The sequence below is a fragment of the Roseateles sp. Mitsp63 genome, assembly GCF_059491535.1.
In genome coordinates this window covers 2,346,519-2,360,717 of record NZ_CP168509.1, presented here as the reverse complement: position 1 = coordinate 2,360,717, position 14,199 = coordinate 2,346,519, and the positions used below count along the sequence as shown (strand labels likewise).

10 protein-coding genes are annotated in these 14,199 nt (G+C 69.9%); 5 read left to right on the top strand and 5 right to left on the bottom strand.

All coding sequences use genetic code 11. From position 1 onward, the window contains the following. Positions 1-248 precede the first annotated feature (248 nt). Complete coding sequence (gene acs, locus ACEN96_RS10395; protein ID WP_495587943.1) at positions 249-2,219, bottom strand: acetate--CoA ligase; 1,971 nt, start codon at positions 2,217-2,219, stop codon at positions 249-251. 190 nt (positions 2,220-2,409) lie between these two features. Between acs and ACEN96_RS10390 the strand changes: the two genes are divergently transcribed. Continuing rightward, a complete protein-coding gene (locus tag ACEN96_RS10390) occupies positions 2,410-3,000 on the top strand; it encodes a TIGR00645 family protein (protein ID WP_495587942.1) in 591 nt (196 codons plus the stop codon). Between the two features lie 44 nt (positions 3,001-3,044). Here ACEN96_RS10390 and nhaA read toward each other — a convergent pair whose 3' ends face one another. Further along, positions 3,045-4,208 carry a Na+/H+ antiporter NhaA gene (nhaA, locus tag ACEN96_RS10385; RefSeq protein ID WP_495587941.1) on the bottom strand — a complete coding sequence of 388 codons (1,164 nt, stop codon included), beginning with the start codon at positions 4,206-4,208 and terminating at the stop codon, positions 3,045-3,047. Between the two features lie 236 nt (positions 4,209-4,444). Between nhaA and ACEN96_RS10380 the strand changes: the two genes are divergently transcribed. Beyond that, positions 4,445-5,986: a fumarate hydratase gene (locus tag ACEN96_RS10380; RefSeq protein WP_495588588.1), complete on the top strand. Its 1,542-nt coding sequence runs from the start codon at positions 4,445-4,447 to the stop codon at positions 5,984-5,986. A 173-nt stretch (positions 5,987-6,159) separates the two neighbouring features. Here the strand turns inward: ACEN96_RS10380 and fliD are convergent, their stop codons facing one another. The 3 genes from fliD to ACEN96_RS10365 all read right to left on the bottom strand — a co-directional run bounded on the left by fliD (position 6,160) and on the right by ACEN96_RS10365 (position 10,025). After that, entirely contained in the window at positions 6,160-7,578 is a 1,419-nt protein-coding gene (fliD, locus tag ACEN96_RS10375) for a flagellar filament capping protein FliD (RefSeq protein ID WP_495587940.1), read from the bottom strand. Between the two features lie 96 nt (positions 7,579-7,674). Beyond that, positions 7,675-8,973 carry a mechanosensitive ion channel family protein gene (locus tag ACEN96_RS10370; RefSeq protein ID WP_495587939.1) on the bottom strand — a complete coding sequence of 433 codons (1,299 nt, stop codon included), beginning with the start codon at positions 8,971-8,973 and terminating at the stop codon, positions 7,675-7,677. Between the two features lie 98 nt (positions 8,974-9,071). Beyond that, positions 9,072-10,025 (bottom strand): histone deacetylase family protein, encoded by a 954-nt coding sequence (locus ACEN96_RS10365; protein WP_495587938.1) that lies wholly within the window; start codon positions 10,023-10,025, stop codon positions 9,072-9,074. A gap of 58 nt (positions 10,026-10,083) precedes the next feature. On the opposite strand from ACEN96_RS10365, the gene ACEN96_RS10360 reads away from it, so the two are divergent. From ACEN96_RS10360 to ACEN96_RS10350, 3 genes are read left to right on the top strand one after another with little or no spacing between them, the layout of a single operon-like run. Continuing rightward, positions 10,084-11,037: an AAA family ATPase gene (locus ACEN96_RS10360; RefSeq protein WP_495587937.1), complete on the top strand. Its 954-nt coding sequence runs from the start codon at positions 10,084-10,086 to the stop codon at positions 11,035-11,037. Between the two features lie 37 nt (positions 11,038-11,074). Beyond that, on the top strand, positions 11,075-12,133 hold the full coding sequence (locus tag ACEN96_RS10355; RefSeq protein WP_495587936.1) for a DUF58 domain-containing protein: 1,059 nt from the start codon (positions 11,075-11,077) through the stop codon (positions 12,131-12,133). Continuing rightward, positions 12,130-14,175 (top strand): transglutaminase TgpA family protein, encoded by a 2,046-nt coding sequence (locus tag ACEN96_RS10350; protein ID WP_495587935.1) that lies wholly within the window; start codon positions 12,130-12,132, stop codon positions 14,173-14,175. Before ACEN96_RS10355 ends, ACEN96_RS10350 begins: the two co-directional genes overlap by 4 nt. Positions 14,176-14,199 lie beyond the last annotated feature (24 nt).

The window sequence follows — 14,199 nt, the reverse complement described above, 5'->3', positions numbered from 1 at the left end:
CAGGTCGGCGCTCCACAACCCTGGCAAGTAAGCCAGCCGCGCTTTCCTCCCTGAGGAGGTCAGCAGCTCCCGGATTTCGATCAGGGGATGCCGGTTGTCAGCTTGCTTATACGCAAGAAAAAGCCCCGCCGAAGCGAGGCTGAGGGAGTCTCCAGAGGAGAAGGGGCCGTCGAACCGGCGACAACCGGGATGCCACGCGCATGCCGCGCATGCCGCGCGGGCCCGTCCCGGCTACCGGCCGCCGGCCCTCAATAGGCCTGGCCCAGCTGTTCCAGGATCGCCGGGTTCTCCAGCGTCGAGGTGTCCTGCGTGACGCTCTCGCCCTTGGCGACCGAGCGCAGCAGGCGGCGCATGATCTTGCCGCTGCGGGTCTTGGGCAGGTTGTCGCCGAAGCGGATGTCCTTGGGCTTGGCGATCGGGCCGATCTCCTTGGCGACCCAGTCGCGCAGCTGCTTGGCGATGGCCTTGGCCTCGTCGCCGCTCGGACGCGGGCGCTTGAGCACGACGAAGGCGCAGATCGCCTCGCCGGTGGTGTCGTCGGGACGCCCGACCACCGCGGCCTCGGCCACCAGCTCGGTGCAGCCGACCAGCGCGGACTCGATCTCCATCGTGCCCATGCGGTGGCCCGAGACGTTCAGCACGTCGTCGATGCGGCCGGTGATGGTGAAGTAGCCGTTGTCCGCGTCGCGGATGGCGCCGTCGCCGGCCAGGTAGTAGCCCTTGAGCTCGGGCGGGTAGTAGCTCTTCTTGAAGCGCTCCGGATCGCCGTAGATCGTGCGGATCATCGACGGCCACGGCTTCTTGACGACCAGGATGCCGCCCTGGCCGTTGGGCACGTCATTGCCGGTCTCGTCGACGATCGCGGCGGTGATGCCGGGGAACGGCAGCGTGCAGGAACCCGGCACCAGCGGCGTCGCGCCCGGCAGCGGCGTGATCATGTGGCCGCCGGTCTCCGTCTGCCAGAAGGTGTCGACGATCGGGCAGCGGCCGCCGCCCACGTGCTGGTGGTACCACTCCCAGGCGGCCGGGTTGATGGGCTCGCCCACCGAGCCCAGGATGCGCAGCGAGCCCAGGTCGTAGTTCTTGGGATGGACCGTCTCGTTGGTCTCGGCGGCCTTGATCAGCGAGCGGATCGCCGTCGGCGCCGTGTAGAAGATCGTGACCTTGTGCTTCTGGATCATCTGCCAGAAGCGGCCGGCGTCCGGGAAGGTGGGGATGCCCTCGAAGACGATCTCGGTGCCGCCCAGCGCCAGCGGGCCGTAGGTGATGTAGGTGTGGCCGGTCACCCAGCCGATGTCGGCGGTGCACCAGAAGATGTCGGAGTCCTTCAGGTCGAAGGTCCACTTGGTCGTCAGCGCCGCGTGCAGCAGGTAGCCGCCGGTGCTGTGCTGCACACCCTTGGGCTTGCCGGTGGAACCCGAGGTGTAGAGCAGGAACAGCGGATGCTCGGCCTCGACCCACTCGGGCTCGCAGCTCGCCGGCTGGCCGGCGACGGCGTCGTGCAGCCATTCGTCGCGGCCGTCGACCCAGGCGATCGCGCCGCCGGTGCGCTGGTAGACGAGCACCTGTCTGATGGTCGGGCAGCTGCCGCCGGCGAGCGCCTCGTCGACGATGGCCTTGAGCGGCAGCGACTTGCCGCCGCGCGCCTGCTCGTCGGCCGTCAGCACCATCACGGCGCCGGCGTCCTGCACGCGGTCGCGCAGCGACTGCGCCGAGAAGCCGCCGAACACCACCGAGTGCGTCGCGCCGATGCGCGCGCAGGCCTGCATCGCGACCACGCCCTCCACCGACATCGGCATGTAGATGACGACGCGGTCGCCCTTCTTCACGCCGCGCGCCTTCAGCGCGTTGGCCAGCTGCGCGGTCCTGGCCAGCAGCTCGGCGTAGGTGACGCGGGTGACGGCGCCATCGTCGGCCTCGAAGATGATCGCGACGCGATCGCCGCGGCCAGCCTCGACATGGCGGTCCAGGCAGTTGTAGGAGACATTGAGCCGGCCATCCTCGAACCACTTGAAGAACGGCGCGCCGGCGTCGTTCAGCACCGTCGTGAAGGGCTGCTTCCAGCTCAGCAGCTCGCGCGCCAGGCGCGCCCAGTAGCCCTCGTAGTCGGTCTCGGCTTCCTTGCACAGCGCCTCGTAGGCGGCCATGCCGGACACATGCGCGCCCTGGACGGCGGATGCGGGGGGGTTGTAGATCTTGTCGCTGATCTTGTCGCTCATGGCCTTTGTCTCCGTACAGGCAGGGATCTTCGAACTGGGAACCGGATGCGGGCGAACTCTCCGCTTTCACACTGACGATGTGCTTACTCTTGTAGAAGAGTAGCGCGGTGCGGATCGTGGGAAGGATGCTCTCACTAAAATCCGCCGGTTTGGCGGTTCCCGCCAGTTTCGACCCGAAGGACCCTCCCCGATGACCGATCCGAAGCCCCGGCGGCTCAATCCCATGGCCACCATCATGTTCGGCAGCCGCTGGCTCCAGTTGCCGCTCTACCTCGGACTGATCGTCGCCCAGGGCGTCTACGTCTTCCAGTTCTGGACCGAGCTCGTGCACCTGGTCGAGGCCGCCTTCGGCAACCAGGAGGCGCTGCAGCTGTTGATCAAGAGCGTCGGCTACAAGGCCGACGCCGACGTCAACAAGCTCAACGAGACCATCATCATGCTGGCCGTGCTGGCGCTGATCGACGTGGTGATGATCTCCAACCTGCTGATCATGGTGATCGTCGGCGGCTACGAGACCTTCGTGTCGCGCCTGCACCTGGAAGGCCATCCGGACCAGCCCGAATGGCTGGACCACGTCAACGCCTCGGTGCTGAAGGTCAAGCTCGCGACGGCGATCATCGGCATCTCGTCCATCCACCTGCTCAAGACCTTCATCAACGTCCAGAACCTCGAGGAGAAGACGCTGATGTGGCAGACGGCGATCCACTTGGCCTTCCTGCTGTCGGCGCTCGCGATCGCGCTGACCGACCGGCTGCTGTCGCATCCGCCCGCAAAGCACTGAGCGTCACTGAGCGGCACGGCGCGCGCCGGCGGGCCGCCGCGGCCTCAGCGCCGCTGGCGCAGCAGGATCAGCGTCCCCGCGATGCCCGACAGGATTGAGCCACCCAGCACGCCGAGCTTGACGCGGGTGTCATAGTCCGCGCCGAGTCCTTCGAACGCGAGGCCGCCGATGAACAGGCTCATCGTGAAGCCGATGCCGCACAGCACGCAGACGCCGAAGAACTGCCCCCAGCTGGCGCCACCCGGCTGCCGCGCCAGGCCGGCGCGGATCATCAGCCACGAGCTGCCGAACACGCCGATCGCCTTGCCGAAGAGCAAGCCCGCGGCGATGCCCAGCGAGACCGGATGCAGCAGGTCGCCCGCGTTCAGGCCGATCAGCGACACGCCGGCATTGGCGAACGCGAACATCGGCAGGATCAGGAAGGCCACCCACGGATGCAGGCCGTGCTCGAGGTCCTCGGCCGGCGAGCCGCCCTTCCCGTCGCTGGACGGGATGAACAGCGCGGTCGCGACGCCCGCGAGCGTCGCGTGCACGCCCGACTTCAGCACGCAGGTCCACAGCACCAGGCCGGCGACGAGGTAGAGGTCGGCACGCGTGACCCTGGCGCGGTTGAGCGCGAACAGCACCACCAGACAGGCCGCCGCCGCGCCCAGCATCGTCAGCGACAGCTGGCTCGTGTAGAAGAGCGCGATGACGACGATGGCGCCCAGGTCGTCGATGATCGCGACCGCCGTCAGGAAGACCTTGAGCGACGCCGGCACGCGGCTGCCCAGCAGCATCACGATGCCGATCGCGAACGCGATGTCGGTGGCCGCGGGGATGGCCCAGCCGTGCAGGCTGACCGGATCGCCGGCGTTGATGGCGGCGTAGATCAGCGCCGGGGCGGCCATGCCGCCGAGCGCCGCCACCATCGGCAGCACCGCCTGAGAGCGCTGCGCGAGCTCGCCGCTGACGAACTCGCGCTTGATCTCCAGGCCGACGAGGAAGAAGAACACCGCCATCCACAGATCGTTGACCCAGACCAGCAGCGGCTTGGCGAGCACCAGCCAATCGCCGCCGATGCGGACCTCGCCCGGGATGCGGGCGAAGGCGGCGTAGACCTCGCGCCAGGGCGAGTTGGACAGGATCAGCGCGGCGACGGCGGCGATCGCGAGCACGATGCCGCCGGCCGACTCGCTGGCGAAGAAGCGTTTCAGTCCTGGGGTCAAGAAAGGTCCTCCCGGTCGCGGTTCCGAAACCTCCGATCATCGCCGTTCCGGCGCCCGCCCTTGACGAAGCACTGGCGCGGCCGGTCCGCCGGCGCGCCGCCTGCACAGCCCCAGGGCCGCGGCTTTCCCGGCTTTCGCACAAGCGTGCGTTGCCCGTTCGCCAATGGCCGCTGGCCGCGTGGATTCCACCGGCTAACGGATAATGGCCGGCTACCGTGACCAGCCTGTCCACGACCATGACCACCACGATCCGCTACGCCGACCTTGTCGAGAGCGTCGCCGCCGCGCTGCAGTACATCAGCTACTACCACCCGGCCGACTACATCCAGCATCTGGCCCGCGCCTACGAGCGCGAACAGAGCCCGGCCGCCAAGGACGCGATCGCCCAGATCCTGACCAACTCGAAGATGTGCGCCGAAGGCCGCCGTCCGATCTGCCAGGACACCGGCATCGTCAACGTGTTCCTGAAGATCGGCATGGACGTGCGCTGGGCCGATTTCCCCGGCTCCATCCAGGACGCCGTCAACGAGGGCGTGCGCCGCGCCTACAACCACCCGGACAACAAGCTGCGCGCCTCGGTGCTCAGCGATCCGATCTTCGAGCGCAAGAACACCAAGGACAACACGCCGGCGGTGATCTTCATGGAGGTCGTGCCGGGCAGCACCGTCGACGTGATCGTCGCGGCCAAGGGCGGCGGCTCGGAGAACAAGAGCAAGGTCTACATGCTCAACCCGAGCGAGAACATCGTCGACTGGGTGCTCAAGACCGTGCCGACCATGGGCGCGGGCTGGTGCCCGCCGGGCATGCTGGGCATCGGCGTCGGCGGCACGGCCGAGAAGGCCGCGCTGCTGGCCAAGGAAGCCCTGATGGACGACATCGACATGTACGAGCTGCTGGAGCGCGGCCCCCGGAACAAGCTGGAGGAGCTGCGCATCGAGCTGTACGAGAAGGTCAACGCGCTGGGCATCGGCGCCCAGGGCCTGGGCGGCCTGACCACGGTGCTGGACGTCAAGATCAAGACCTATCCGACGCACGCGGCCTCCAAGCCGATCGCGATGATCCCGAACTGCGCCGCCACGCGCCACGCGCACTTCGTGCTGGACGGCTCGGGCCCGAGCTACCTCGAGCCGCCCAGCCTGGATCTGTGGCCCGACGTGAAGTGGGCGCCGGACTACAACAAGAGCAAGCGCGTCGACCTGAACACGCTGACCAAGGCCGAGGTGGCCAGCTGGAAGCCGGGCGACACGCTGCTGCTCAACGGCAGGATGCTGACCGGCCGCGATGCCGCGCACAAGCGCATCCAGGACATGCTGGCCAAGGGCGAGCCGCTGCCGGTGGACTTCACCAACCGCGTCATCTACTACGTCGGCCCGGTCGATCCGGTGCGCGGCGAGGTGGTGGGCCCGGCCGGTCCGACGACCGCCACCCGCATGGACAAGTTCACCGACATGATGCTGGAGAAGACCGGCCTGATCGCGATGATCGGCAAGGCCGAGCGCGGCCCGGTCGCGATCGAGTCGATCAAGAACCACAAGTCGGCCTACCTGATGGCGGTCGGGGGGTCGGCGTACCTGGTGTCCAAGGCGATCAAGGCGGCCAAGGTGGTCGGCTTCGAGGACCTGGGCATGGAAGCGATCTATGAGTTCGACGTGGTCGACATGCCGGTGACCGTGGCCGTCGACGCCGGCGGCACCAGCGCCCACATCACCGGCCCGGCCGAGTGGCAGCAGCGCATCGCCTCCGGCAAGCCGATCGGCATCCCGGTCGCCGCGGGCTGATCCCGCAAAGGGGCACTGCCACTGCGCGGAGCCCCCTCTCCCTCACCCTCTCCCCCTCGCGGGGGCGAGGGGATTTCCAGGCGAGTGCCTCCATCAACTCCCTCGCCCCGCTTTGCGGGGAGAGGGCGGGGGAGAGGGGTCGCCGCAGCGCGGCAGCGTCGATCCACCGCCCTTCACCCGTACATCCTCGACAGCTTGTCGACCATGCCCTGCTTCTGGCCGAGCTCGGACATGGACTTGTCGAGCGAGGTGTACTGCCGCCGGATCCGTTTCTCATAGCTGGCCACGCGGTCCTCGAGCGCGTCGGCGCGCTTGCCGTTGGACTTCAGGTTCTCCTGCAGGCCCTTGGTGCGCGTGGTCAGCGCGCCGTCCATGCCCAGGATCTGGTCCGTCATCGTGCGCAGCTTCACCGCGATGCCGCTGTTCTCGGGGTGGTCCTTGTCGATGCCCATGAACAGCTGCTTCAGGTCGGTCCGCTGACCCAGCGCCTTGCTGAACTTGCTGTCGTTGATCGTGATGGCGCCGTTCACGCCCATCGTCAGCCCGATGTCGGGCAGATGCGCGAACGCGCCCGGCAGCGTCGTCCCCGAGCTCACCGCGCCGCGCAGCCGGTTGGACAGGTTCACCGCGGTGCCGTCGCCCTGCAGCGCGGCGGCGCTCTTGGACTCGGCGTCGTACTTGGTGTTGTCGCGCAGCAGCCCGATGGAGGCGTTGTAGGCGGTGACGAACTCGCTGACGACCTTCTTCAGCGCCTCCTTGTCCTGGCTGGCCGTCACCGAGGCCGCGCCCGCCTTCTGCAGCGTGAAGGTCACGCCGTCGATGGCCGACTCGATGGTGTTGGTCGCGGACGTGATCGCCAGGCCGTTCACCGTCAGCTTGGCGTTGGCCGCGCGCAGGTCCTCGACCATCCGCGAGGGCTTGCCCGCGCCGCCGAAGGACAGGTCCGCCAGCGAGGCCTTGCCCTCTTCCGGCGGCGTGGGCGGCGTCGTCGTCAGGCGGAAGCCGTTCTCGGCGCCCGTTTCGCGCGAGCGCAGCACCAGCCGCGACCCGCTGACGTCCGTCACCAGCGAGGCGATGACCCCGGCGCCCGAGCCATTGATCTTGTCGCGCACGTCCTCGAGCGAGTCGCGCGGCGGATCGATGGTGATGGTCTTGAGCGCGCTGCCGGCCTTGGCGGTGAAGCCCGAGTGGTCGGTGTTCCACTCGCCGAGCTCGAAGGTCAGCGAGCCGCCGCCGAGCTTGTCGCCCTTCTTGAACATCGGGCTGGACAGGCTCTGCGCCGCGGCCAGCCGCTCGACGTTCATCGCATAGCTGCCCTCGGCCGCACCCGATCCACCGGTCACCGCGACGATGGTCGGGTCGGACGAGGTGGCCGTCACGCCTTGCCAGGTCTCCGGCTTGGTCAGCTTGGCCGCCGCGTCGCGCAGCGCGCTGAGCGAGGCCTGGATCTTCCCGAAGACCGAGATCTTGGTCTTGATCTTGTCGCTGGCCGCGTTGAGGTTGTCGATGGGCGTGCGCTCCACCGCAACCAGCTTCTGGACGATGGCCTCCACATTGAGGTTGCTGCCCAATCCGGTCGAACTGATTCCCATGGAATCCTCCCTGGTCGATGCGCCTTATCGAGGCGCTGTCATGCCAGGAAGGTTAAGCAAGTTTGCTGGAACGTGAAGCGATCAGATGCGCAGTTTTCACGCCTCTGTTTGGTCCCTCGACGCAATGGGGAGTCCTGGCGCGGCGGGTGCGGCGGCGGCGGGCGCCTCCACGGTCCGCACCACGCGCTGCGGGAACGGGATGTCGATGTTCAGCCGGTTCAGCAGGCGCAGGATCGCGAGGTTCACCTCGGAGCGCACGCCGCCCTGGCCGTTGTGCGGATCGGAGATCCAGAAGCCGATCGTCAGTTCCAGCCCATCGGCGGCGAAGTTGCTCAGCGTCACCGACGGCGCCGGCTCGGACAGCACGCGCGGCACGCGCTTGATGTCCTCGACCAGTTGCGGGAACAGCGCGTCCAGGTCGGTGCCATAGGCCACCTGCACCATCGTCGACACGTAGACCTGCGGGTCGGCGAGCGAGAGGTTCTCCACCCGCGTGGTGATCAGCGACTCGTTGGGCACGATGGCCTCGCGGCCGTTGAGCGCGCGGATCACGGTGTAGCGGGTCTTGATGTCGCTGATGCGGCCCTCGAAGTTGTCGACCTTCACCATGTCGCCGATGCGCAGCGAGCGCTCGGCCAGGATCATGAAGCCGGAGACATAGTTCGAGGTGATCTTCTGCAGCCCGAAGCCCAGGCCCACGCCGACCGCGCCGCCCAGCCAGGACAGCGCGCTCAGGTTCAGGCCCAGCATGTTGAGCGCCAGCAGCGCGCCCACCGCCAGCAGCGCGGTGCGGGTGATGTTGACGACGATCTTGCGCATCGACAGGTCGACCGACTTGCCGCGCAGCATGCGCGACTCGATCGCCGACGACAGCCACAGCACCACGATCATCAGCAGGCCGATCTGCAGCGCGGCCTGCAGCACGTCCAGCACCGTCGGGATCTCCGAGGGCTTGGCGCCCTTGGCCGCGATCCAGGGCAGGCGGTAGCTGTCGAGCTCGTCCAGCACCACCGGCAGCAGGCCGATGATCCAGAGGATGGAGCCCAGCCAGGCGATCCACGAGACGCTGCGCTCCAGCAGCCGCGTGCCGAGCGAGTTCGGGAAGGCCGCGCGCAACACCCGGGCGACGAAGCGGATCAGCACCAGCGACATCAGCACCGGGATCACGACCTTGAACAGCGCCGCGGGCAGGTCGATCAGCGGCATCAGCCGCCGCGCGCCCAGCGCCAGCAGCAGCGCCACCACCGGGAACAGCAGGCCGTCGAAGACGCGCCGGCCCAGCAGCACCGAGCGCTGCTGGTCCACGCTGTGGACCCGCTTGCCGACGTTGTGGACGATCAGCCAGGACAGGCCGAGGCAGGCCAGCAGCAGGCCGAGTTCGATGAGCGCGTTCACGCTCGCGAGTGACCCCACCAGGGCGCGCAGTTCCGCGAGGCTGAGGGTGTGGCTGAGGGAGGCAGTCAGGGGGAAATCCTTGGGAATCGAAAACAGGCTCAGATGCCGGCCAGCGCGCGCAGGTGCACGCCGACGCTGCGCGCCAGCGCGCCGAGGTCGTAGCCGCCCTCCAGGCAGGACACGATGCGGCCGCCGGCATGGCGCCTGGCCACGTCCATGATGCGCAGCGTGATCCATTCGTAGTCGGCCTCGACCAGGCCGAGCTGCGCGAGTTCGTCGTCGCGGTGCGCGTCGAAACCGGCCGAGACGAAGATCATCTGCGGCTTGAAGCGCTCCAGCGCGGGCATCCAGAGCGCCTCGATCATCTCGCGCACCTCGGCGCCGCGGGTGTAGGGAGGCACCGGCAGGTTGAGCATGTTCGCGCCCTTGGGCTCGCTGCCGCAGTACGGGTACAGCGGGTCCTGGAAGATGCTGACCATCAGCACGCGGTCGTCGCCGGCCAGGATGTCCTCGGTGCCGTTGCCGTGGTGGACGTCGAAGTCGATCACCGCGACGCGCTCCAGGCCGCGCGCATCCAGCGCATGCCGCGCCGCGATGGCCACGTTGTTGAAGAAGCAGAAGCCCATGGCCTGGTCGCGGGTCGCATGGTGGCCGGGAGGGCGCACCGCGCAGAAGGCGTTCTCGGCCGCGCCGTCCAGCACCAGGTCGGTCGCCCGCACGGCGGCGCCGGCGGCGCGCAGCGCCGCGGCCCAGGTATGCGCGTTGGCGCTGGTGTCGGGGTCGAGCGCCTTCATCGGATGGGCCTCGCCCTGCCGCGCCCGTTCCTCCAGCGCTTCGAGCTCGGCCTTCAGCTCGGCGATGTAGCGGGCCGAGTGCGCGCGCGCGATGGCCTGGAGTTCGGCGCGCGGCGCGTCATGGCGGTCGAGCGCGACATCGACGCCGTGCGCGATCAGCCAGTCCTCGATGGCGGCCAGGCGCTGCGGGCATTCCGGATGGCCGGCGCCCATGTCGTGTCGATGGCAGTCGGGGTGGCTGATGAAGGCGGTGGACATGGTCGGGGCATGCGCGTGGCGTCGGCGGACCGAACGGGATCTGGGATATCGTGCGCCGATGAGCTCCGACGCCCCGACCCTCGCCTCCCAGCCACTGGCCGATCTGCGGCGGCAGATTAGCACGATCATCAAGGGCAAACAGGCGCAGACCGAGGACTGCCTGGCCTGCCTGCTGGCCGGCGGCCACCTGCTCATCGAGGACCTGCCGGGCGTGGGCAAGACCACGCTGGCGCATGTGCTGGCGATCTCGCTGGGGCTGCGCTTCTCGCGCGTGCAGTTCACCACCGACCTGATGCCGTCCGACCTGCTGGGCGTCAACATCTACCAGCCGGGCGCGCAGGCGGCCGGCGGCAGCGCGTTCCAGTTCCATCCGGGACCGGTCTTCAGCCAGGTGCTGCTGGCCGACGAGATCAACCGCGCCGGCCCGAAGACGCAGAGCGCGCTGCTCGAGGCGATGGAGGAGTACCAGGTCAGCGTCGACGGCACGACCCATCCGCTGCCGCTGCCCTTCTTCGTGATCGCGACGCAGAACCCCAGCGAGCAGCTGGGCACGCATCCGCTGCCGGAGTCGCAGCTGGACCGCTTCCTGATGTGCATCAGCCTGGGCTATCCGGACCGCCAAGCCGAGCGCGAACTGCTGATGGGCCAGGACAGCCGCGAGCTGCTGCGCGCGCTCAAGCCGGTGATGTCACCGGACCAGCTGCGCGAGCTGCAGCGCCAGGTCCTGCGCATCCATGTCTCGCCGGCGCTGCTGGACTACCTGCAGGCGCTGCTGGAGGCGACGCGTTCCGGGGAATGGTTCCAGGAAGGCCTGAGCCCGCGCGCCGGCCTGGCACTGCTGCGGGCGGCGCGGGCCAAGGCGCTGCTGAGCGGACGCGACTACGTGTCGCCGGACGACGTGCAGGCGATCCTGCCGCAGACGATCGCGCACCGGCTGCGGCCGCGCGGCGCCAGCGCGCGCGGCGCGCGCGAGCAGGTGCGGGCGATGATGGCCGCCGTGCCGCTGCCCTGAGCGCGGCCGTTCATCCCCCGCCGACCGGAGTCCGCCCATGGCCCGCCCCGCCTGGAAGCGCCCCTCGCTGAAGCTGCCCGCCCTGCACCGGCCCTGGCAGCGGCGCTGGGATGCCTGGTGGCAGAAGCGCCACCCGGCCAGCGACACGACCGCGCTGACGCAGCGCAACCTCTACATCGTGCCGAGCCGCCCGGGCGCCGCCTTCGTCGCCACGCTGGGCGTGCTGCTGCTGGCGTCGATCAACGACCAGTTGAGCCTCGGTTACCTGCTGACCTTCCTGCTGGCGGGCGCCGGGCTGGCCTCGATGCATGCGACGCACGGCAACCTGCGCGGGCTCAAGCTCGACCTGAAGACGCCGGCGCCGACGACGGCCGGCCAGCCGCTGACGCTCGACATCCGGCTGCACAACCCGGGCTCGGCGCGCTTCGGCGTGGGCCTGCGGCCGCCGCAGGCCAAGGCCGCGGACACCGCCTTCGCCGACGTGCCGGCGCAGGGCCACGCGCAGCTCCACCTGCAGCTCAGCTTCCCGGCGCGCGGCCGGCACGCGCTGCCGCGGCTGCGCATCGAATCGCAATTCCCGCTGGGCCTGTTCGTGACCTGGAGCTACTGGCGCCCGGCCGCCCAGGCCTGGGTCTATCCGGCGCCGGAGGTCGACGCGCCGCCGGCCGCGGCGGTCGAGGAAGGCCTGCCGCAGGGCCAGGGCCAGCCCGGCCTGGGCGACGACCCGGGCCTGCGGCCCTACCGGCACGGCGACTCGCCGCGGCAGATCCTGTGGAAGAAATCGGCGCTCGCGCTGGCCCAGCCGCGGCCGCCATCAGGCAGTGGCGGCAGTGGCGGCCGCGGCGGCGGCGCGGCGCTGCTGGTGCGCGAACGCCTGGGCAGCCGCGCCAGCGAGCAGTGGCTGGACATCGCCGCCACCCGCGGCCTGCCGTTCGAGCAGCGCGTCTCACGCCTGGCGGCCTGGGTGCTGCGGGCCGAGGAGGAAGGCCTGCCCTACGGCCTGCGGCTGCGCGGCGTGGCCTTGGCGCCCGACCTGGGGCCGGAGCACTTGCGCGCCTGCATGGAAGCGCTGGCGCTGGCGCAGGAGCAGCCATGAGCGCCCTGCCCCTGACCGCTCGCGGCGGCCGCGGCGCGCTGCCCCGCGAGGCGCGCGACACGCTGTTCCTGCTGGCCATCAGCCTGGCGACGCTGCTGCCGCACGCCGGCCACCTGCCCTGGTGGTGCAGCGTGCTCACCGCCGGCATGCTCGGCTGGCGCGCGCGGCTGGCCTGGCGCAGCGAGGCGCTGCCCGGCCGGTGGAGCCTGCTGGCCGTGCTGGCCGTGGTCATCGGCCTGACGCTGATCACGCACAAGACCATCCTGGGCCGCGAGGCCGGCATCACCATGCTGGCGATGCTGATGGCGCTCAAGACGCTGGAGCTGCGCGCCCGGCGCGACGCGCTGGTCATCTTCTTCCTGGGCTTCTTCCTGGTGCTGACGCAGTTCCTGTACTCGCAGTCGCCGCTGGTGGCGCTGTGGATGCTGGGCTGCGTGTGGGCGCTGCTGTCGGCGCTGGTGCTGGCGCAGATGCCGCAGGGCGTGCCCAGCCTGAAGCTGGCCGCGCGCATCGCCGCGCGCAACACCCTCGTCGGACTGCCGCTGATGGCCGCGCTGTTCGTGCTGTTCCCGCGCTTCCCGCCCTTGTGGGGGCTGCCGAAGGACTCGGGCGCGCGCACCGGTCTGGGCGACTCCATCACCTTCGGCGCCTTCGCCGACATCGCCACCGACGACGCGATCGCGATGCGGCTGCGCTTCGACGGGCCGCCGCCGCGCCAGCCGCAGCTCTACTTCCGCGCGCAGGTGCTGACGCGCTTCGACGGCCGCACCTGGACCGCCTCGCGGGTGAACTGGTCCTCGGGCGAGGCCGAGCCGCGGCTCTCCGGCCCGGCGTTCCGCTACGAGGCCACGATCGAGCCGCTGCGGGTGAATGCGATCCCGCTGCTCGAATACAGCCCGGGCGGCACCGGCGCGCGCCTGAGCGTGGGCCGGCTCACCGCGACGCGGACGCCGCAGGGCCAGTGGCTGGTGCCGATGCCGGTGGCGGAGGTCCTGCGTTTCCGGCACGAGGCCTGGCCGGTGGCCGAATGGGGCGTGCCGTTCGGGCGCGCGGAGGCGGCGGAGGCGCTCAGCCTGCCGCCCGGCATGAATCCGCGCGCGGTGGCATTCGGCGCGTCGCTGCGCGAGCGCTTCGCCGCGCTGGACGACGACGCGCGCGCCCTCGCCGTCCACCGCGAGCTGATGACGCATATCCGCCAGGGCGGCTTCGGCTACACGCTGGCGCCGGGCATCTACGGCGAGGACACGATCCATTCGATCGACGAGTTCTGGTTCGACCGCAAGCTCGGCTTCTGCGAGCACTTCGCGTCCGCGTACGTCGTGCTGATGCGCGCGGCGGGGGTGCCGGCGCGCATCGTCACCGGTTTCCAGGGCGCCGATCCGCGGCTGCAGGACGGCGACCTGATCGTCCGCATGAGCCAGGCCCATGCCTGGGCCGAGTACTGGACGCCATCGCGCGGCTGGCAGCGCGCCGACCCGACGGCCGCCGTTTCCCCCGACCGCATCGAGGGCCGCCCGCTGCGCCAGCCGCCAGGACTGCTGGCCGGCACGCTCGACCAATTGCGGCCCGGCATGCTGGCGGACCTGCGCGAGGCCTGGGAGCGCCTGAACAACCGCTGGCAACAGACGGTGCTGAACTTCTCCAGCGGCGACCAGATGAGCCTGCTCAAGCGGCTGGGCTTCGACGATCCGGACTGGACCACGCTGGGACAGGTCGCCGGCGGGCTGCTGGCGCTGGTCGCGCTGGCCGGCGCCGCCGTGGCGGCGTGGCAGCGCCGGCCGCATGACCCCTGGTCGCGCCAGCGCGCCCGCGTGCGGCGCGAGCTGGAGCGGCTGGGCCTGACCACGCGCGAGGACGAGACCCCGCGCCGCTGGGCCCAGCGGCTGGTCGAGCGCCATGGCGCGGCGGCCGAGGCGGTGGCGGCGGCGCTGTTGCAATTGGAAGCGCAGCGCTACCGGCAGGACCTCGCCGCGGCCACGTCACAATGGCAACGCCTGTTCGCCGCGCAGTGCGCCGCGTTGAGGCAAGTCCTGGCCCGTTGAGCGGCCGCACCATCCACCGTCCTT